The 19,790-nt window shown below is 68.4% G+C and carries 19 protein-coding genes; 5 read left to right on the plus strand and 14 right to left on the minus strand.

The genetic code is table 11. The features are described 5' to 3' along the window. Positions 1–131: 131 nt before the first annotated feature. The 8 genes from HWX07_RS30115 to HWX07_RS30150 form a co-directional block, all read right to left on the minus strand. Positions 132–1,196 (minus strand): 2-aminoethylphosphonate aminotransferase, encoded by a 1,065-nt coding sequence (locus HWX07_RS30115; RefSeq protein ID WP_175878758.1) that lies wholly within the window; start codon positions 1,194–1,196, stop codon positions 132–134. Further along, entirely contained in the window at positions 1,196–2,392 is a 1,197-nt protein-coding gene (gene aepY / locus HWX07_RS30120) for a phosphonopyruvate decarboxylase (protein WP_175878759.1), read from the minus strand. The genes HWX07_RS30115 and aepY overlap by 1 nt, the downstream gene beginning before the upstream one ends. Further along, positions 2,389–4,074, minus strand: coding sequence for a phosphoenolpyruvate mutase (gene aepX, locus HWX07_RS30125; protein ID WP_175878760.1), 1,686 nt, complete (start codon positions 4,072–4,074; stop codon positions 2,389–2,391). The genes aepY and aepX overlap by 4 nt, the downstream gene beginning before the upstream one ends. Next, on the minus strand, positions 4,071–4,838 hold the full coding sequence (locus HWX07_RS30130; protein ID WP_012338349.1) for a phosphocholine cytidylyltransferase family protein: 768 nt from the start codon (positions 4,836–4,838) through the stop codon (positions 4,071–4,073). The genes aepX and HWX07_RS30130 overlap by 4 nt, the downstream gene beginning before the upstream one ends. A 35-nt stretch (positions 4,839–4,873) precedes the next feature. Beyond that, positions 4,874–5,875, minus strand: coding sequence for an HpnL family protein (locus HWX07_RS30135; protein WP_175878761.1), 1,002 nt, complete (start codon positions 5,873–5,875; stop codon positions 4,874–4,876). Continuing rightward, a complete protein-coding gene (locus HWX07_RS30140; RefSeq protein ID WP_175878762.1) occupies positions 5,872–6,681 on the minus strand; it encodes a 2OG-Fe(II) oxygenase in 810 nt (269 codons plus the stop codon). Before HWX07_RS30140 ends, HWX07_RS30135 begins: the two co-directional genes overlap by 4 nt. Continuing rightward, positions 6,678–7,373 carry a CDP-alcohol phosphatidyltransferase family protein gene (locus tag HWX07_RS30145; RefSeq protein ID WP_175878763.1) on the minus strand — a complete coding sequence of 232 codons (696 nt, stop codon included), beginning with the start codon at positions 7,371–7,373 and terminating at the stop codon, positions 6,678–6,680. Before HWX07_RS30145 ends, HWX07_RS30140 begins: the two co-directional genes overlap by 4 nt. Before the next feature lie 264 nt (positions 7,374–7,637). Continuing rightward, on the minus strand, positions 7,638–7,790 hold the full coding sequence (locus HWX07_RS30150) for a hypothetical protein (protein WP_175878764.1): 153 nt from the start codon (positions 7,788–7,790) through the stop codon (positions 7,638–7,640). 238 nt (positions 7,791–8,028) lie between these two features. On the opposite strand from HWX07_RS30150, the gene HWX07_RS30155 reads away from it, so the two are divergent. Beyond that, positions 8,029–9,543: an acetyl-CoA hydrolase/transferase family protein gene (locus HWX07_RS30155; RefSeq protein ID WP_011547938.1), complete on the plus strand. Its 1,515-nt coding sequence runs from the start codon at positions 8,029–8,031 to the stop codon at positions 9,541–9,543. Positions 9,544–9,569: 26 nt separating this feature from the next. On the opposite strand, the gene HWX07_RS30160 is transcribed toward HWX07_RS30155, so the two are convergent. After that, positions 9,570–11,051, minus strand: a complete 1,482-nt coding sequence (locus tag HWX07_RS30160; protein WP_085966502.1) for a DHA2 family efflux MFS transporter permease subunit — start codon at positions 11,049–11,051, stop codon at positions 9,570–9,572. 191 nt (positions 11,052–11,242) lie between these two features. On the opposite strand from HWX07_RS30160, the gene HWX07_RS30165 reads away from it, so the two are divergent. After that, positions 11,243–11,683: a MarR family transcriptional regulator gene (locus HWX07_RS30165; RefSeq protein WP_011547936.1), complete on the plus strand. Its 441-nt coding sequence runs from the start codon at positions 11,243–11,245 to the stop codon at positions 11,681–11,683. A gap of 137 nt (positions 11,684–11,820) precedes the next feature. Here HWX07_RS30165 and HWX07_RS30170 read toward each other — a convergent pair whose 3' ends face one another. After that, the gene (locus HWX07_RS30170; RefSeq protein ID WP_175878765.1) at positions 11,821–12,318 is read right to left on the minus strand and encodes a DUF2938 domain-containing protein; all 498 of its coding nucleotides are present in this window, start codon (positions 12,316–12,318) and stop codon (positions 11,821–11,823) included. A 140-nt stretch (positions 12,319–12,458) separates the two neighbouring features. Between HWX07_RS30170 and HWX07_RS30175 the strand changes: the two genes are divergently transcribed. Continuing rightward, on the plus strand, positions 12,459–12,884 hold the full coding sequence (locus tag HWX07_RS30175; RefSeq protein WP_175878766.1) for a helix-turn-helix domain-containing protein: 426 nt from the start codon (positions 12,459–12,461) through the stop codon (positions 12,882–12,884). A 148-nt stretch (positions 12,885–13,032) separates the two neighbouring features. Here the strand turns inward: HWX07_RS30175 and HWX07_RS30180 are convergent, their stop codons facing one another. Both HWX07_RS30180 and HWX07_RS30185 read right to left on the minus strand, forming a co-directional pair. Further along, entirely contained in the window at positions 13,033–13,914 is an 882-nt protein-coding gene (locus tag HWX07_RS30180; RefSeq protein ID WP_175878767.1) for a helix-hairpin-helix domain-containing protein, read from the minus strand. 182 nt (positions 13,915–14,096) lie between these two features. Beyond that, positions 14,097–15,632, minus strand: coding sequence for a sigma-70 family RNA polymerase sigma factor (locus HWX07_RS30185; RefSeq protein ID WP_175878768.1), 1,536 nt, complete (start codon positions 15,630–15,632; stop codon positions 14,097–14,099). A 297-nt stretch (positions 15,633–15,929) separates the two neighbouring features. Between HWX07_RS30185 and HWX07_RS30190 the strand changes: the two genes are divergently transcribed. Next, positions 15,930–16,355, plus strand: a complete 426-nt coding sequence (locus HWX07_RS30190; RefSeq protein ID WP_175878769.1) for a hypothetical protein — start codon at positions 15,930–15,932, stop codon at positions 16,353–16,355. A 33-nt stretch (positions 16,356–16,388) separates the two neighbouring features. Beyond that, positions 16,389–17,294 carry an SH3 domain-containing protein gene (locus HWX07_RS30195; RefSeq protein ID WP_175878770.1) on the plus strand — a complete coding sequence of 302 codons (906 nt, stop codon included), beginning with the start codon at positions 16,389–16,391 and terminating at the stop codon, positions 17,292–17,294. Positions 17,295–17,361: 67 nt separating this feature from the next. Here the strand turns inward: HWX07_RS30195 and HWX07_RS30200 are convergent. After that, positions 17,362–18,584 (minus strand): IS3-like element ISBcen7 family transposase gene (locus HWX07_RS30200; protein ID WP_175878771.1). Its coding sequence is split into 2 segments (ribosomal slippage): positions 17,362–18,216 and positions 18,219–18,584, totalling 1,221 coding nucleotides; the frame shifts between segments, so codons are not numbered across the junction. Between the two features lie 123 nt (positions 18,585–18,707). Beyond that, positions 18,708–19,748 carry a tRNA (adenosine(37)-N6)-threonylcarbamoyltransferase complex transferase subunit TsaD gene (gene tsaD / locus HWX07_RS30205; protein ID WP_006479420.1) on the minus strand — a complete coding sequence of 347 codons (1,041 nt, stop codon included), beginning with the start codon at positions 19,746–19,748 and terminating at the stop codon, positions 18,708–18,710. Between the last annotated feature and the right edge of the window lie 42 nt (positions 19,749–19,790).

Raw genomic sequence — 19,790 nt, forward strand, 5'->3', positions numbered from 1 at the left:
GGCCGGCAGGCGGTGCATGCGGCCGATTATTCGTGGCCGAATGCCGACAACCTGTCCCATGTTCCCCGAAATTTGCAAAGAACAACAAAAAGGCCCTTGCGGGCCTTTCGTAGACGAGGTTCGGACAACGCTTACCGCGTCAGCGCCGTAAACCCTTCCAGCAACCAATCGACATCCGCAGCCTGAATCGCGCCCATCGTCGAGATCCGGAACAGTTCCTTCGACAGCCCGCCTTGCCCCGCATAGATCACGAAGCCGCGTGCCTTCAACCCGTCATGCAGCGTCTCGTACGTCACACCCTGCGGCAACCGATACGCACGCAGCACGACCGACGACGCGCCTTCCGGCAACACGAGCGGCATCCCGCGCGCCGCGAGCCCGGCTTGAGCCTGATCGGCGAGCGCCTTGTAATGCGCATGCCGCGCACGCCAGCCGCCGGCCTCATCAAACTCACGCAGCGCCTCGACGAGCGCGTAATACGCATGCACGGACGGCGTAAACGGCGTATTTCGCTGATCCTGCAGCTTCGCGAGACGACCGAGATCGAGGTAATACGTGCGGCTCGCCGCTTTCGCGAGCGCGCTGCGGCGCACGATCACGAACGCCGCGCCCGGCACGCCGTGCAGGCATTTGTTCGCGGTCGCGGCAACCGCGTCGATGTCGCCGCCTGCAAAATCGATCGCTTCCGCGCCGAAGCTGCTGACACCGTCCACGAGCATCTTCACGCCGCGCGCACGGCACACTTCTGCAATCGCGCCGAGATCGTTCAGCCGGCCCGTCGTCGTTTCATGATGAATCACGGCGACATGCGAATACCCACCCGCATCGAGCTTCGCAGCGATCTGCGCGAGATCGGGCGCCTGCATCCACTCATGCTTGAGCACCTCGTGCGCGATGCCGTACTGCGTGGCGATCTGCGTGATCCGCTCGCCGTACACGCCGTTCTCGATCACGAGCAGCTTGCCGTCCTGCGGCACGAGCGCCGCGATCATGCTTTCGACGGCGGCCGTGCCCGAACCCGTCATCAGCACGGCGGCCCATTCGGCCGGATCGAGTTCGTACGCGGCGACGAGGCGCGCACGCGCTTCATCCTGCAGGTCGAAGAATTCGCTTTCGCGATGGCACAGATCGGGTTGCAGCAGGCTGCGGCGCACGCGTTCGGAGAGCGTGACCGGGCCGGGGTTCAGCAGCAGCATCAATGGGCTCCTTCAACGTGGGCTTCGGTCTGCGCGGCGCCGATGTGCCGCATCAGACGGGTCTTGACCTCGACCGGCGTGACGGTCGGGCGGGGCAGGCCGTCGGGTACGCCCGTGCGGATCGCCACGCGAACGAATTGCGCACCGGATGGCCGGACCCCCTCGTCGGTTGCGGCCAGCGTCGCGTCGAGCAGGTCGAGCGTGTCGCCTTCGACCGCCGACGCGTAGCCGCAGGCGGCCGCGACACCCGCGAACGACACATGTTGCGACACCGTCGCCTGGCCGCCTGTCGATTCGTGCGCGCCGTTGTCGAGCAGCACGTGCGTGAGATTGGCCGGGCCGTAAGTGCCGAGCGTCGCGAACACGCCCATGCGCATCAGCGCGGCGCCGTCGCCGTCGACGGCCACCACGTGCAGGTCGGGGCGCGCGAGCGCGAGGCCGAGCGCGAGCGGCGTCACGCAGCCCATCGAGCCGACCATGTACAGCTGGTTCGGGCGATCGTCGAGCGCGTAGAGCTCGCGACCGCAGAAACCGGTCGACGCGAGCACGACGGTCGAATCGACCGGCGTATGCGCGATCACGCGCTGCAGCGCGTCGTGACGGGTCGGCCACGCATCGGCCGACGCCGCACGCGACGCCGATTGCGCGGCGACGTGCGCACGCGGCGTCGCGGCCGGGTTCGCCTTCAGCTCATACGGCGCGACGCTGCCTTTCTGCATCACGAGCGCGTACGGGCGGCCCGTTTCGTCCATGTGCGCGATCGCGCGGTCGAGTGCCGGGCCGACCTGCTCGGGGTCGGTCGGGAACGTCTCCCACGGGATCTCCATCGTATCGAGCATCGCGGGCGTGATCGGGCCCATCAGCGCGTGCTGCGGCTCGTCGGCCACGCCCGGCTGGCCGCGCCACGTGACGATCAGCAACTGCGGCAGGCGGAACGTCCAGGTGAGCGACGTGAGCGGGCTCACCGCGTTGCCGAGCCCCGAGTTCTGCATCATCGCGATCCCGCGCTTGCCGCCGAGCGTCGCGCCTGCGATCAGCGCGACCGCGTCGCCTTCGTTCGCGGCCGACACGTAGTGCAGCGTCGGGTCCTGCAACACGTAATTGATGAACGGCGTCAGGTACGAGCAGGGCACGCCCGCGTACCAGTCGAAGCCGCGTTCGCGCGCGGCTTCGACGAACTGGGCCGCTTCGATCATTGCGCGCCCCCGTTGCCGGTGCCCGGTTCCGACAGCGGCGTCTGGCCGTGCGCGAAGTCGCCCGCGCGGCGGAAGTCTTCCAGATCGTTGACGCCGCGCCAGTGACCGTGCACGTACTGCACCTCGATCTTCTCGCCGGCGGCGATCAGTTCGTTCAGCAGCGACGGAATGTCGAGCGTGTCGAAATCAGGACGCGCCTGCAGCGTCGCGAGCATCGCCTTCAGGCGATCGACGCCCGCACCGCGCACGTTCAGCAGGCCGATCCAGCGGCCGTGCGGGGTGCCTGCCGCGACGTCGCTCGACACGCGTTGCAGATAGGTCTTCTGGCCGAACAGGCCGCGGTCGTCGGCCGCCGAGCAGAGGGCGAAGTCACGCACGCTCTGATTGGTCTCGGTGAGCGACGAATCGACCACCACGCTGAACTCGGCCTCGCTCTCCGCGAGGTCGCGCACGATGTAGCTGCGGAACAGCAGGTCGCCGTACGAGATCACGGTGTCGCCGGTCAGGCGTTCGGCCGCGCATGCGAGCGACGCGAGCTCGCCCGTTTCCGCGTGGCGTTCGTTGACGACGAGCTTGATGCCCGACGTGTCGATCGCATCGGCGCGATAGCCGCCAACCACGGTGATGTCGTTCACGCCGTGCGTCTTGAAGCCGTCGACGAGCCAGCGCAAGAGCGGCTTGCCGGCGACCGGCAGCATGACCTTCGGCTTGTCTTCGGTCACGGCTTCGAGGCCCTTGCCGCGGCTCGCTGCGAGCACGATCGCGGCATTCGACGCGCGAGACGACGACGACAGGTAGATGCGCTCGGCCGCCGAGTACTCGTCGGCGTCCTGCAGGCGGAAGATCTCGTTGACCGATGCCACGCGGTCCTCGACGTTGATCAGCGTTTCGCTCTCGTGGATCTCGCGCGCGGTCGCCTGCATCGCGGATGCCGACGCGCGGATCAGGTGGTTCGCCCAGATCACGGTGCTGATGCCGGCCTGGCGGAACACGTCGGTCGGCGTGCTGTAGTACTTGGTCGGCACGATCACGAGCGGCGCCTTGCCGCTCCATTCGCGCGCGAACTGCAGGATCTCGTCCGGGCGCGACAGCTTGCTGTGGATCAGGATCGCGTCGGCGCCGGCTTCCGCATACGCGTTCGCGCGGCGCAGCGCCTCGTCCATTCCCCAGCCCGCGATCAGCGCCTCGACGCGCGCGACGATCGAGAAGTCGGGATCGGTCTGCGAATCCTTGCCGGCCTTGATCTTGCCGCAGAACTCGTCGATTTCCGCGAGCGGCTGGCGCTCGCCGCCGATGAAGCTGTTCGTCTTCGGGAACTGCTTGTCCTCGATGCACACGCCCGCGATGCCGCGCTGTTCGAGCTTCTTCACGAGGCGGCGCACGTTGTTGAAGTTGCCGTAGCCGGTGTCGCCGTCGAGCAGGATCGGCAGGTCGCTCGCGTCGGCCATGAACTCGAGCACGTCGACGACCTGGGTCCAGCTCGCTTCGTTGTTGTCGCGCACGCCGAACTGCGCGGAGATCGCGAGGCCCGAGGCCCAGATACCCTTGAAGCCGGCCTCGCGGACGATCCGCGCGGACAGGCCGTTATGCGCTTCCATCAGGAATTCGAGGTCGCTGCTGACGAGCATGCGGCGCAGGCGCGCGCTGCGTGATTCGGTGAAGTTGGGTTCGCGTGCGTTCATCGGGCGGCTCCGGCGGTGGTGCGTTGAATCAGGGGAAGAATGTCTTGCGTCGCGCGTGCGACGTCGTTCGGGAAATCGATCTCGATCCACGGCAAGCCGGTGACGTCGGCGACGTCGAACGAATGGCCGCCTTCGAGCAGCAGGTCGCGCACGGCTTCCTCGTGCGGCATGTTCGCGCGGCCGCTGTCGACGTAGCCCGCGACGAGGGTCGCGAGGCGGCGCGCGGTGCCTTCGGTGAAACGGAAGAAGCCGACCGATTCGCCGATCGTGTCATAGTCGAGGTCGACCGCGAGCTGCTTGCGCAGCTCGACCGGCACGCCGTTCTTCAGGCACAGCTTGACGGGTTCGTCGCCGGCCTCGAAGTCGCGGTCGATCAACAGGCGGTCGACCGTCTTGTCGGCATCGGCCACCAGCGCGTGCAGGATGTTCTCGTCGTACAGCACGTCCGCGTCCATCAGCAGCACGTCGCCGCCGCGCGTCATCGCATCGGCGACGGTATGCACGGTCAGCACGCTGCCGAGGTCGTAGCGGTCGTTGATCACGATCTCGGCGGTGCGGCCGAGGCGCTTCAGTTCCTGCTCGACCTTCTCGTGCTGGAAGCCGAGCCCGAGCACGATTTCATCGACGCCCGCGGCGTCGAGCACGCGCAGATGGCGCTCGAGCAGCGACACGTCGTCGAAGCGCAGCAGGCACTTCGGGAACTGCGCCTCGGGCGGTTGTTGCAGGCGCAAGCCGAGGCCTGCCGCAAGAATGATGGCTCGCATGGGTTCTCCAACCAAAAAGCCGGCGATCTGAACGATCAGTCGGCGAGCGGCTGCGGCGCGCGGCGCCGCTGCCAGTTTCTTTCACTGAAATGCAGATAGAGCAGGCCGGGCAGGCCGAGCGCGAGTTCGCGCGCGCGCTTCGCGAGCGACAGCGCGAGCGCCGCGTCGGGCGGCAAGCCGACCAGCGGCGCGAGCAGCAGGTAGCCGCCTTCCTGCGCGCCGAGCGAGCCCGGAATCGCGAAGGCCGCCCCGCGAATCGCCTGGCCGACGCTTTCGAGCAGCAGCGCGTCGAGCCAGCTCACCGGGTGCCCGAGGAAGTGCAGCGCGAGCCACACTTCCGCGGTGCCGACGATCCAGCCGGCGAGACTCAGGGCGAAGGTCTTCGCGACCTTCGCGCGATCGCGGTACAGCGCGCCGACCGCGTCGTCGATCGCGTCGGCGCGCGTGGCCAGCGACGACCAGTCGCGCGGGCCGAGCAGCTTCGATGCGAGGCGCAGGCCGCGGCCGAACAGCCCGCGCTGCTGCGCCGCGTAGAACGCGACGGCGAGCGCACCGAGCACGCCGGTCGCGATCAACGCGGGCGTGCGCAGATACGCGACCGATTCGTGCGTCGCATACAGGCTGAACGCGGCGATGCCGATCAGCGCGAACGCCATTTGCGCGAGCGCCTGCATCGTCGTGCTGACGGTCACGGCGGCGGCCGCGTCGGCCATCCGCGTGCCGCGCTGCGCGAGGTGGCGCACCATCAGTACCGGGCCGCCGATCTGCCCGGCGGGCAGCAGGCTGTTCACCGATTCGCCGACCCAGCGCGCACGCAGCGCGTTGCCGAATTCGGCGCCCGGCTGCCCGCGGCGGAACATCACGGAGATCGCGACCGCGTCGATCGCGAGCGGCACGACGTGGAACGCCGCGACGAGCGCGAGGCCCCAGCCGGCCGCGAGGAACGTGGACGCCACCGCGCCGACGCCCTGCCAGGCCAGCAGTGCGATGAAGAGTGCGGTCCCGAGGGACAGCAGGATGAGGCCCGCGCGTGTCATGACCCGCTCGTGCGTCGCGTGGCCAGTTGCTTGAACACCTGGCGGAAACCGAAATACGCGATCGCGTCCTTCATGTTCGAGATGAAGCGCTTCCACGGCCGCATGCCGGGGTTCGTCACGTATTCGAACGTGAGCGACACGCGCATCTCGTTCTGGCCGAGCGGCGTGATGCGGTGGCGCAGCTTGTCGCCGTCGAACAGCACGATGCCGCCGTCGGCGATCTGCACGGAGCCCGGTTCGTCGGCGACGTCCGGGTTGCGCGTATGCAGCTCGTAGTCGAGCCGGCACGACGATTCGTCGATCACGCCGATCAGCAGCGTGTAGCGCCGGCCGTCGTAGTACGACGTGTCGTAGTGCCAGCCGATGTGGTCGCCGGGCTTCGTGTAGTAATACAGCGCGTACGCGTGCGGATCGTCGGCCGGCGACAGCATCAGCTTGTCGCCGGTGATCTTCTCGAGGAAGGAGATGAGTGCCTTCGAGCGATACAGCTCGGCGATGTACGGCGCCTGCTCGTCGATCGTATGGCGGCTCACGCTGCCGCCCTGCTTGTGGCCGGGCAGGTAATTGCGGTTCAGGCCGGCCTGCATCGCACGGGCGGCGTTCGCCAGCTTCGCGTGCGCGTCGGCCGGCAGGAAGGCGTCGAGATAGAGGAACGAGCCCTGGCGCGTGTAGTCGCCGCGCAGGCGGTCGAGGTCGAGCTGGCCGACGCGGTCGGCCACGGTGCGATCGGGATCGGCCGCGGCCGCGCGCACGGGCGCGGGGCGTGCCGGGCTCAGCACGGAATCGTCGCGCGTGCTAGGAGTCATTTGGAAGCCTGGATTTCGGTTGGGTTCTGCGCGGCCGGGTTCTGCGGAAGGTTGCCGCGCCGCACGATGCGCCACCAGTCGATCACGACCCAGGCGGCGAACAGCGGGGCGCCGATCGACGCCGCGAGCAGGAACGGCTCGACGCCGTCCACGAGCGTCACGATCGGCAGCAGGTACAGCACGTCTTCGGTCTCGAAGCCGCCGGCGAACGCCTGCTTGGTGCCGGCCTTGCCGGCGATCGATTCGATCCGCATGCGCAGGAAGAAGATCAGTGCGACGGCCGCGCCCGCCACCGCGCCGAGCAGCACCGGCGACGCGACCATCTGGCCGCCCTGCGCGACGATGCCGACGCCCATGCTGACGAACAGCGCGACCGTGACGAGCGCATCCGCCGCGAGGTCGTAAAAATGACCGATCTTGCTGGACTTGCCGCTGATGCGCGCGAGCTCGCCGTCGGTGTGGTCGACGAAGTTCGACAGCACGATCAGGAACGCGCCTGCATTGCTCCAGCCGAAGCCGCCGTGCGCGAGGCACCAGGCGCCGGCGAGGCCGATCAGCAGACGAAGGGTAGTGAGGTGATTCGGGGTGACCGGCGTATCGACGAGCGGTCGGACAAGCGAGCGCGCGAGCCGCGCATCCCAGGTGCGTGGCGGGGGCGGCTCGGGTCGTGTGGCGGTTTTTCTTTGGTCCATCGGCGAAATATATACGGAATTGTAATTTGGTGCTTTTTATTCGATCAATGTCCTGACATACGGGAGTGTTACCGCGTCTTGCAGGCATCGGCCGGTTCAAAAACGCACCTGTGAACGAGGCGGCCAACCGGGCCGCCGGACCCGTCTTCCAGTGTGGTCCGCATCGCGCGGCTGTCAAGGCCGGACGGGCCTCGCAGGCCGATCCGACCGGGTTTTTCGCGCCGGTCGGCTGGTGTCGCGCAGCGCATGCGACCTTGATCTCCGTCAGGCCGGGAAAAACTGCATCGGGCGACAATCGGCCGCGCCGGACGGGTATCGGCGATTGCCGAGCCAAAGGCGGCCAATGTCGATGCAAATCGGTCGATTGACGCGCGCCGGGCGGCGATCGCGAACCGGCGATTCGCCCGATGCTTTCATGCGCCTTTCGCCTGCCTCCGGCGCGAGCGGATCGCCTGTCACAGAACGGTCGTTCGATACCCGGCAAATCCGGCAAGGATCTTTTGCATCCAGCGGACATTTCGCGGCGATGGCCTCTGCGATACTCCGGACCGTGCCCGTGGTGCCGGGCCGCCCCTCGCGGCCCCAAGGGCTTCGCGTCGCTCAGGAGACACCCCCCGCGACGTCAACGACAGACCCAAGCGTCAGATAACCAGCCATGTCTTCTTCACGCATCCTCGCTCCCGCCCTGCGTTCGCTCGTCCGCACCGCCGACGAAGCCGCCGCGCTGATCCGCCCCGGCATGACCGTCGCCATGAGCGGCTTCACCGGGTCGGGCTATCCGAAGGCCGTGCCGGCCGCGCTGGCCGCCCACATCGACGCGGCGCACGCGCGCGGCGAGGACTTCCGGATCAACGTGCTGACGGGCGCGTCGACCGCACCGGAACTCGACGGCGCGCTCGCCCGCACCAACGGCATCTCGATGCGGTTGCCGTACCAGTCCGACCCGACGTTGCGCGACAAGATCAACGGCGGCGAAGTCGATTACCAGGACGTCCACCTGAGCCACGTCGCGCAATACGCGTGGTTCGGGCTGTACGGCGACCTCGACGTCGCGATCGTCGAAGTCGCGGGCATCCGCGAGGACGGGCTGCTGATTCCGTCCGCGTCGATCGGCAACAACAAGACCTGGCTCGAGCGCGCGAAGCACGTGATCCTCGAAGTGAATGCGCGTCAGCCGCTCGGCCTCGACGGGATGCACGACATCTACTACGGCACCGCGCTGCCGCCGCACCGCAAGCCGATTCCGCTGACGAAGAGCGACGACCGGATCGGCGAGCCGTACCTGCGCTGCCCGGCCGACAAGATCGTCGCGATCGTCGAGACCGACGCGCCCGATCGCAGCAACGCGTTCAGCGCGCCGGATGCGACCTCCAAGCAGATCGCGCTGCAACTGATCGATTTCCTGCGCCACGAAGTGAAGCGCGGCCGCCTGCCGGAAAACCTGCTGCCGCTGCAGTCGGGCGTCGGCAACATCACGAACGCGGTACTCGCGGAACTCAGCTCGGCCGGCTTCTCGAACCTGACGGCCTACACCGAGGTGATCCAGGACGGCATGCTCGACCTGCTCGACGACGGCACGCTGAGCTTCGCGTCGGCCACCGCGCTGTCGCTGAGTCCGGCCGCCGTGCAGCGTTTCGCCGACGAGATCGCGACGTTCCGCGAGAAGATCGTGCTGCGCCCGCAGGAGATCAGCAACCACCCGGAGCTCGTGCGCCGGCTCGGCTGCATCGCGATGAACGGGATGATCGAGGCCGACATCTACGGCAACGTGAACTCGACGCACGTGATGGGCACGAAGATCCAGAACGGCATCGGCGGCTCGGGCGACTTCGCGCGCAACGGCTACCTGTCGTGCTTCATGTCGGCGAGTACCGCGAAGGGCGGGGCGATCTCGCGAATCGTGCCGATGGCGAGCCACGTCGACCATACCGAGCACGACGTCGCGGTGGTCGTCACCGAGCAGGGGCTGGCCGACCTGCGCGGGCTGTCGCCGAAGCAGCGCGCGCGCAAGATCATCGCGACCTGCGCGCACCCGGACTACCGCCCGATGCTCGAGGACTACTTCGAGCGGGCGTCGCGCGACAGCTTCGGCAAGCACACGCCGCATCTGCTCGCCGAGGCGCTGTCGTGGCACGAGCGCTACGTGCGGACCGGGACGATGAAGGCCTGACGGGGCCCGGGACGGGCGCATGCCCGTCAATCCATCGCCGCGTGCGCGACGTCGACGCTCGCCGCTTTCTGCGGCGGGCGGATCAGCAGCAACAGCGGGATCATCAGCAGCGTCGCGACGAACATCAGCTTGAAGTCGTTCAGGTACGCGATCATCGCGGCCTGCTGGTTGATCGTGCGGTCGAGCAGCGCGAGGTCGACGCGGCTGCCGGCCAGCGCCTGCACGGCCGGGTTGAACGGCGTGACGTGGGTCGCGAGGTCGGCATGCGCGACCTGCGTGTTGCGCGTCATCAGCGTCTGCACGATCGAGATGCCGATACTGCTGCCGATGTTGCGCATCAGGCTGTAGGTGGCCGTGCCGTCCGCGCGCAGCTCCGGCGGCAGCGTCGAGAACGACAGCGCGCTCAGCGGCACGAACACCAGCCCGAGGCCGAAGCCCTGGATCACGCCGGGCCATACGATGTCCGCTTCGGACAGCACGACGGTGTACTGCATCATCTGCCACAGCGCGAGCGCGGAAATCGCCAGCCCGGCGAGCAGCAGCATCCGCGCATCCACGTATTTCAGCAGCCTTCCGACGAACAGCATCGCGATCATCGTGCCGGCGCCGCTCGGCGCGGTGACGAGGCCCGTCGTCGCGACCGGGTAGCCCATCAGGTTCTGCAGCATCGGCGGCAGCAGCGCGCGCGTCGCGTACAGCACCGCGCCGACCACGAAGATGAACAGCGTACCCGTCGCGAAATTCGGATCGCGCAACAGTTCCGACTTGAAGAACGACGCCTTGCCGACGGTCGCCGTGTGCGCGAGGAAGAACGCGAAGCTCAGGGCCGCGACGAGCGCCTCGATGCGGATCTCGTACGAACCGAACCAGTCGAGCTGCTCGCCGCGGTCGAGCATCGCCTGGAACGCGCCGATCGCGAGCGCGAGCGTCGCGAAGCCGAATGCATCGAATTTCACGTGCGGGCGCGGCGCGCGTGCCGGCAGGAAGGTCATCACGCCGGCGAGTGCGAACGCGCCGATCGGCACGTTGATGAAGAACACCCAGCGCCAGTTGTAGCTGTCGGTGAGCCAGCCGCCGAGCGTCGGGCCGAGGATCGGGCCGACCATCACGCCCATTCCCCAGATCGCCATCGCCTGGCCCTGTTTCTCGCGCGGATTGATGTCGAGCAGGATCGATTGCGACAGCGGCACAAGCGCGGCGCCGAACACACCCTGCAGCAGCCGCGCGCCGACGATCTGCACGAGCGTCTCCGACAGCCCGCACAGCGCCGACGCCACCGTGAAGCCCGCGATCGACACGATCAGCAGCCGCTTCACGCTCAGCCGGTCGGACAGCCAGCCGGTGAGCGGCGTCGCGATCGCCGCCGCGACGATGTAGGAGGTCAGCACCCACGTGATTTCGTCCTGCGACGCGGACAGCGTGCCCTGCATGTGCGGCAGCGCGACGTTCGCGATCGTGCTGTCGAGGGTCTGGATCAGCGTGGCGAGCATGATCGACAGGGTCAGCATCGGCCGGTTCAGGGCGGGCGAGGCGGGGGTATCGGCGTCGGCGGCGGCGGGGTTCAAGCGGTGTCTCCGTGGGGCGGCCGCCGTGGTCGGCGATCCGGTATGACGTAAATTATAAGCATGCTTATTATATAGCCGCTTATCGCTGGGTCGCGAGCCACGGGCCGGTTCCGGCTTGACCCTATAATCGCCGGATGGACAAGACCTACGAGAACCGGATTGGTTACCTGATCGCCGACGTGGCCCGTCTGAACGGACGGCTGTTCGACCGGCGCGCGAAGCGCATCGGGCTGACGCGGGCGCAAAGCCGCGTGCTCGCGTACCTGACGTGGAAGGGCGAGATGAACCAGGCGCGGCTCGCCGAATGGCTCGAGATCACGCCGATCTCGCTCACGCGGCTGCTCGACCGGATGGAAAGCTATGGCTGGATCGAACGCATCGCGAACGACGACGACCGCCGCGCGTTCGTGATCCGGCTGACCGACAAGTCGCGCGAGATCTTTCCGCAGATGCTGGAGGTGGGCGATACCGTCGCCGACGACGGGCTGCGCGGCTTCACGCCCGACGAGCGCGATACGCTGGTGCGGCTGCTCGGGCGGGTGCGCCGCAACCTGATCGACTGCGGCGGCGAGTGACGCGGGCGTCCGGCCGGGCGCACCGGATGGCTTGAAAACAACGAGCGCGCAGACTGATGGCGCTCCGGCGCGATGCACTGCCGGCGATTGCCGGTTGAACGAGCGCTACCCGGCGCGCTGCATGTCAATCGCGGAGTTCAGTGCGCGAGCGCCGCGAGCATGACCGCCGCAAGATAGAGTCCCACCCCGTACGACAGATGCGTGACGAGGCTGCGCCGGCGCGCGATACCCGGCTGCGGCGTGCGTGACGCTGCGATGCCGAAGCCGAACGCCGGCTGCATCACGAAGAACGGCGCGACCACGCTCGCGAGCCCGGCGACGAGTGCGGGAAGCGGCGTCGGCGCGCCGATCCATGCCGGGCCGGCGATCAGCACGGGCAGGGCCGCGAACGCGATGCCGATCGCGTAATGCGCGACCCAGCCGAGCGCGCGTTCGCCGGCCACGGGTGCGGCGGCGACGATCGACGCATGCCGGAACCGGCCGTGCATCATGTGGCCGAGCCAGCGGCCGACCAGCGCGTAGTCGAGCGACGGAATCCCGAACGCATGCCGCCGGAACAGCGTCCACAGATCCATCAGGAGCGTGGCGCCCGCGCCGATCAACAGCAGTTTGAGGAGGATGCCGGATAGGCTCATCGCACACCTGCGCTGCGCGCGGCAATGGCGATGCGGCATGGTGGAATACGACGCGGGTTCAACGGTTTCATGGCGGTCCAGGCTTGTCTTCATGGAGTCGAGCGACTATCTTGCAACTTCAAGTTCACTTGAGGTCAAGCATGAGCCGACTGGACATTGCGGACGTGGCGCGGCGCACGGGGTTGCCCGCATCGACGCTGCGCTACTACGAGGAAAAAGGGCTGATCGTTCCGATTGGCCGGCATGGGCTGCGGCGGCAATACGACGAGGCGGTGCTGGAGCGCCTGGCGTTGATCGCGCTCGGCCGCGAGGCCGGTTTCTCGCTCGACGACATTCTCGCGATGGTCGGCGCGCAGGGGCGGCCCGCGATCGATCGCGCGAAGCTCGACGGCAAGGCGGACGAGCTCGACCGCACGATCCGCCGTCTTGGCGCGGTGCGCGATGCACTGCGGCATGCGGCTGTGTGCCCGGCGGCGAACCATCTCGAATGCCCGTCGTTCCAGAAGCTGCTGCGCATTGCCGCGCATCGTCATCCGGCGCGCCGTGCGAAGGGGGAAGGTGCGTAGACGGCGAGCCGGCGCGAGGCGGGCGGTGCGGTAGCGGTTCGGCAGGAGGGCGGCTACGTGGCGACGCCATCGGCTTGACGTGCCGGGTCGAGAAAAGGCGATGCCGACAGTGGGGCTTTCGACTTCAGCGAAGCCACCCCCGCTGGACTCACCCCGCGTAATACACGCGGCATTCCATCTCGCGCCCGCGCACGATCCGCTTGCCGACGAGCGCGCCGTACGTTTCGGTGAAGACGGTGCGCTGGTGTTCGCACTGCACGGCGTCGTAGAAGTAGAGCGAGACCCAGTCGGTCGGTCGGCCGGCTTCCGGCGTGCGCATGGCCGCATGCTGGCTCAGCGCCGTGAAATGCCAGCCGCCCTTGGTCATGTGCATCACCGGCGGCGGCACGTAGCCGTCCGCGTTCAGGCGCCGGTGCGCGAGCGTCGGCAGCACGCCCGCGGCGGCCTTGTTGCGGTACTGGCGATCGATGTAGAGCAGCAGCTCGACGGGCGGTTCCGTGCCGGGGCCGGCGCTTTGCATGTGGCCTTGCCAGCGCCGGCGGCGGCTCAGCACGTCGTCGAGCGCGGCGCGGATGCCGACCGCGCGCCGCGGGCCGACGCCCGCGATCGTTTCGAGTTGGCCGTTGCGGGCCGCGCGTTCGAGCTCCTCCAGCGTGTCGATGTGCAGCGCATCATGAATGCGCAACGCGAGCGCGTGGCCAATGCCCGGCACCGCTTCGAATGCCGACGCGCGTTCGGCGTCGCCGCGCAAGCGGTCGAGCTGGCGCCAGCGCCCCGTCACCAGCAGTTCGGCGATCGCCTGCGCGACGCCGGCGCCGACGTCGGGCAGCGCGCCGAGTGCTTCGACGCCGCCGGTTTCGAACACGGTGCGGATGTCGCGGTCAAGCGTGTCGACCGTATCGGCCGCCGCGCGGTACGCGGCGACCCGGTACGGGTTCGCACCCTGGTCGACGAGCCACTGCGCGGCCTCGCGCAGGCAGGCCGCGACAGGCCGGTTTTCCTCGTACGTCTGGCTGACGGTCGACTGCATGGCAACGGACCCGGAAAGCACAAACGGAATGGACGCGGCGAGCGGTGCGCCGGTCGGCTGTCAACCATTGTCGCGGCGCGCGATGAAGAAAACTTGATGCGCGTCAATGGCAAACGTAACACAGGCGCGCAGCGCACGGTCGTGCCGGAACACGGCATGACCGTGCGCTGCGCGTGATGCGGTTACGCGTCGAGGAACGACTGCGCGTTCTCGGCTTCGGCGGCCGTACGCAGCGCGGCGAGCGCCCGTTTTTCGATCTGCCGCACACGTTCCCGCGACATCCCGGCATCCTGCGCGATCGCGTCGTAGGTGTCGGGCTCGGCGCCGCCGAGGCCGAACCGCCGGCGCAGCACGTCGGCCTCGGTCGGCGTGACCGAGCGCAGCAGCGTCCGCACGCATTCGCGCATGCGCGTGTCGGCCAGTTGCTCGAACGGGCTGGCCGATGCCTGATCCTCGATCAGTTCCACGAGGCCCGTGTCCGCGTCGGGCAGCGGTGTGTCGAGCGACACCGGCTCGGCCGGCAGCGCGAGCACCGCGCGCAGCTTGCCTTCGTCGAGGCCGGTTTCGGCCGCGAGCTCGGCTGGCGTAGCCCGCCGGCCCGTGCGCTGGCGAAAGCGCAGCGCATGCCGCTGCACGCGCTGGTACTGATCACCGACGTGCACCGGCACGCGGATCGTGCGTGAACGATCCGCGACCGCACGCGCGATCGCCTGGCGAATCCACCAGGTCGCATAGGTCGAGAACTTGAACCCGCGTCGGTATTCGAATTTCTCGATCGCGCGCATCAGGCCGAGACAGCCGTCCTGCACGAGATCGGACAGGTCGACGCCGCGGTTCAGGTACTTGCGCGCGATCGACAGCACGAGCCGCAGATTCGCCTCGAGCATTGCCCGCGTCGCATCGCGTACCTTTTGCTGGCCGTCGCTCAACGCGGCGGCAAGTGCACGCCGTGCGACCGCGTCGAAGTACGCGGCATCGGCTGTCGAAGGATCGTCGGAGGCGGCAGCGAGCGCGCGCACCGCACGGCTCGCGTCGTCGACGGCCGGCGCGACCCACGCGAGCGAACCGAGCAGGGCGGCCACGTGGTTGCGCGCGTCGCGGTAGTTGGCCGAACGGCTGCCATGCGCATGCAGTGCATCGCGCAGCGCCGACACCGCTGCGTGCAGCGCGTCGTAGCGGGCGGGCGCGGGCGTTTCGCCATCCTCTTCGTCGGGCGATCCGTTTGCGCCGGTTGCGCTCCTCGTGCGATGACGCTCGAGCAGCACGTCGACCGCGGGCGGATAGCCGGCAATCGCGTGCAGCACCTGATGACGGCCCGTCTCGATCTCGCGGGCGAGCACGATTTCGCCTTCGCGCGTGAGCAGCGGCACCGCATGCATGCGCCGCATGTAGAGCGCGAGCGGATCGGTCGACGCGCTCGTACCGCGTGCGAGGTCGCCGAGCATGGCCCGGCCTTCGTCGAGCGCGTCGCGATCGACCTCGACCGGCGCCGCGCCGGCAAACGGTGCAGGCACGGCCGGCTCGTCGAGTACCGCGATGCCGATGTCGGCCAGCGCGGCGCGCACGACGTCGAGCGCGTCGGGGCTGTCGCTTTCGGGCGGCAGCGCGTCGACGAGGTCGGCGTGCGTCAGATAACCCTGCTCGCCGGCGAGCGCCAGCAGCTGGATGATCGGATCGAGCGGTGTGTCCGCCCGGGGAGTGGGGCGTGGCGTAGTCATGTCGATGGCGGCGCGAGCCGCGTTCCTGTCTGGGCGGGCCGAAGCTCGCCGGTTTGCGGTTGCCGGTGGGTCGCGGACGCCCGTCCGCGCCGGTCAGCCCGACATCGTTCAAGTTGAGGGCATTTGCGCCAACTTCAACGCCGGCGCCGCGGACGGGCCAGCACGCGGCGTTCCCGGCCGGCCGTGCGGCGCAGGAAACAAAAAGTAACCGATCATACGCGCGGAAATCTGCAGGGGACGTAAGCTAGAGTCAGGCGCGCGCCCGGCGGCGACGCGCGGATTCTGCCGGAGTACGAGATGAACCCGATTTCCGCCGCGAGGCCCGCCGTCGTCGCGCTGGCCGCACTGATGCTTGGCGGCTGCTACTACACGAGCCCGTACGGTTATGCACCTTATTACGCGCCGGTGCCTGCCACGGTGACGCAGCGCGAGATTCCAGCCGCACCGGCCGCGTCCGGTCCGGCGCCCTCGACCGTACCCCAGGCGCAGGTCGACGCCGGCCCGGCGGCGCCGGTGTATGTCGCCCCGGCCTACGTGCCGCCGCCGTATCCGTATTACTACCCGGCGTACTACTCCGGCTGGTACGGGCCGCCCGTGACGATCGGCTTCTGGGGCCGCTGGGGCGGCGGCGGATACTGGGGTGGCCGCGGCGGGTACTGGCATCGTCCGTGGGGCGGCGGGCATTGGGGTGGCGGCCACTGGGGCGGCGGCCATCGGCACTGACCGGCGCGCGGCGGCGCGGCGCGGGAGAGCATCATGAGGAACACGATTGTCCGAAGTCTGTGCGTCGTCCTGGCCAGCCTCGCGGCCGCACCGGGCGTTGCCGATGCGCAGAGCAGCGCTTACACGAACTCGCCGGCCGAGCTGTTTGCCGGGCCGGCGCCCGATTATCCGGTGGTCGCGCAGGTCCCGCCCGGCACCGCGCTGGATGTGTTCGGCTGCCTGAGCGACTACACGTGGTGCGATGTCGCGCTGCCGGGCGTGCGCGGCTGGATCGACGCGCAATTGCTCGATTATCCGTACCAGGGCAACTACGTGCCGTTGCTCGAATACGGCGCGATCATCGGCGTGCCGGTGACCGGTTTTGCGATCGGCGCGTACTGGGATCGCTATTACCGGCACCGCCCGTGGTATCCCGACCGTGATCGCTGGGCGCATCGTGCGGAGCCGAGGCTCGGCCCCGGCGGCATGCCGCCCGCGCAAGGGCGTCCACAACCGGGTGCGCCGATGCAGGTCGCGCCGGGCGGCCCGCCGCCCGTGCACGACACGCGGCCCTCGGCGACGCGCGGCGGCTGGAACGGCGCGAACCGCGTGGCGCCGCCGGCTGCACCGGCACCGACGCCGATGCCGGGTGGGACGGGCAATGCGCGTCCGGCCAGCCCGCCGACGCCGATGCCGGGTGGGATGGGTAATGTGCGTCCGGCCAGCCCGGCGGCGCCGACGCCGATGCCGGGTGGGGCGGGCAATACACGCCCGGCCGGCCCGCCGCCGGCCGGGCTGCGCCCGCCGCCCGCGCCGGGCGGGGAGGTCCGCACGATGCCTCAGCCCGCGCGCCAGGGAGGTGGGGGCGGCGGCGGTTATGCGCGGCCGCAAGGCGGCGGAAACGGCGGCGGCAACCACGGCGGCGGGGGAGGCGGCGGTCCCGACGAGCTCCGTCACTGATGGCGCCGGTGCCGCGGGTTCTCCGGGCGCCTGTCAAGTCCTGGAATAGGTTGACAGTATTCAGACGCTAGAACGCCCGATGCACCGCATCGGGCGTTTTGTATTTCAGCGCGGCATGCGGTCGCTCGTGGTTATAGATGCGGATGGACTGTTCGACCATCTTGGCGGCTTGCTCGAGGTCAGCGGGACGTTGCAGCAGGAACTCGCCCTTGAGAATGCCGTTGACCCGCTCGGCCAGCGCGTTCTGATAGCAGTCGTAGCCGTCCGTCATCGAACATCGCAAGCCGTGACGCCGATGGATGTCCTGATAGTAGGTCGCGCAGTACTGGACCCCGCGATCGGAGTGATGGATCAAGGGCTGGTGGGTCTGGCGCCTGCGCAACGCCTTCTTCAGCGCCTGACTGACCTGCTCGGTTTGCAGGCTCTCGTGAACGTGATGGCCGACGATCTTGCGCGAGAACGCATCCGTGACGAGGCTCAAATACACAAACGGGCCAGCCGTCGGCAGGTACGTGATGTCGGCCACCCATACCTGTTCGGGGCCGGTCGGCACGATTTGATCCGGCCCGGGTTTCAGCAGATTCGGATGACGCCGGAAGCGATGATGGCTTTGAGTCGTCTTGTGGTACGCCCGGTGCGGCACGACCAGCAGGCGCGCGGCGCGCAGCACGTCGAACAGCCGATCCCGTCCCAGCTTGATGCCGCGCTCCACCAAGGCAGGCCCGAGCAGATGATGCAGCTTTCGTGTTCCGAGCCTCGGCTGGCGAAGCCGGACGTCCCGCACCAGCGTCGCCACGGTCTCAGCTTGCGAGCAACGGCACTGCTCGCTGCGACATCGCTTGTAATACGCTTGGCGGCTGATGCCCATGTAGCGGCAGGCTCGCTCGACGCTCAGCTTTTTGATCTGCTTTTGCGCGACGACCTGCCCGAAGGCTTTTTTACGGTGATCCCGTAGTCCTTGCGCATCACGTCGAGCACCGCCTCGAATAGCGCCGCTTTCTCCTGCGCCTCTCGCAACTGCGTCTCCAACTCCTTGATGCGCTGCTCGGGTGTGAGCGGCTTTGAGTCTGGCTTTGGCATGGTGGAACCCGATTGCGCACGGCCGGATGGATCGGCCCAATCCTGCAAGCCGTGCCTGCGTAACCATACCAGCACCGTCGAGCGACCCTGGATGCCGTAGCGCCGCTGCGCCTCTTTGTACGTCAGTTCGCCTTTTTCGACCTGCGCCACCACTGACAGCTTAAAAGCCAGGCTGTAATCCCGCTGCGTCCGCTTGATCCCTTGCTCCACTTGCCACCTCTTCGTCTCGGCGAAAAAGTGTCAACCTATTTCAGGATGGGTCATGCCAATGAGAAAAGCCGCTCGAACGAGCGGCTTTTTCGCTTTCCGGCTGGCGGTGTCGCGTGGCGCGATTCAGCCCGCGAGCGACGCGAGGTCCCAGCGCGGCTTCACCGTGAACGCGTAGTCGGCATTCGCCTGTTCCGGCCAGCGGCCGAGCCGCAGCGCGCCTGCGAGCGCGATCATCGCGCCGTTGTCGGTGCAGAGCGCGAGATCGGGGTAGTGCACGTCGAAGCCGCGCTTGGCCGCGGCCGCCGACAGTGCCGCGCGCAACTGGCGATTCGCGCCGACGCCGCCCGCGACCACGAGGCGCTTGAGCTTCGTTTTCTTCAGTGCGGCGAGCGACTTCGCGACGAGTACGTCGACGGCCGCATCGACGAAGCCGCGTGCCAGGTCGGCCTTCGCGCGTTCGAGGGCTTCGCCTTCGAGCTTCGCCGCTTCGAATTTCTTCATCTGCGTGAGCACGGCCGTCTTCAGGCCGCTGAAGCTGAAGTCGAGATCGCCCGAATGCAGCATCGGGCGCGGCAGCACGACCGCGCCCGGCGTGCCCGTTTCGGCCAGCTTCGATACTTCGGGGCCGCCCGGGTAGCCGAGGCCGATCAGTTTCGCCGTCTTGTCGAACGCTTCGCCGGCCGCGTCGTCGAGCGTTTCGCCGAGCGTCTCGTACACGCCGACGTCGGTCACGCGCATCAGTTGCGTGTGGCCGCCGGAAACCAGCAGCGCGACGAACGGGAACGGCGGCGGCTCGTCGACCAGCAACGGCGACAGCAGGTGGCCTTCGAGGTGATGGATGCCGACGGTCGGCTTGTTCCACGCGAGCGCGAGTGCATTCGCGATGCTCGCGCCGACCAGTAGCGCGCCGGCGAGGCCGGGGCCCTGCGTGAACGCGATCGCGTCGATGTCGTCGCGGCGCGTGCCGCTTTGCGCCATCACTTCCTCGAGCAACGGCAGCGCGCGGCGGATGTGGTCGCGCGATGCGAGCTCGGGCACGACGCCGCCGTAGTCGCGGTGCATCGCGATCTGCGAATGGAGCGCGTGCGCGAGCAGGCCGCGCTGCGTGTCGTAGAGCGCGAGGCCGGTTTCGTCGCAGGAGCTTTCGATGCCGAGAACGAGCATGGGTGCGGGCGGGGCGCGCCGTTTCGGGCGCGCCGCAGGTAG

The sequence above is a fragment of the Burkholderia sp. BCC0097 genome (genome assembly GCF_902832985.1).
GTDB lineage: Bacteria > Pseudomonadota > Gammaproteobacteria > Burkholderiales > Burkholderiaceae > Burkholderia > Burkholderia orbicola.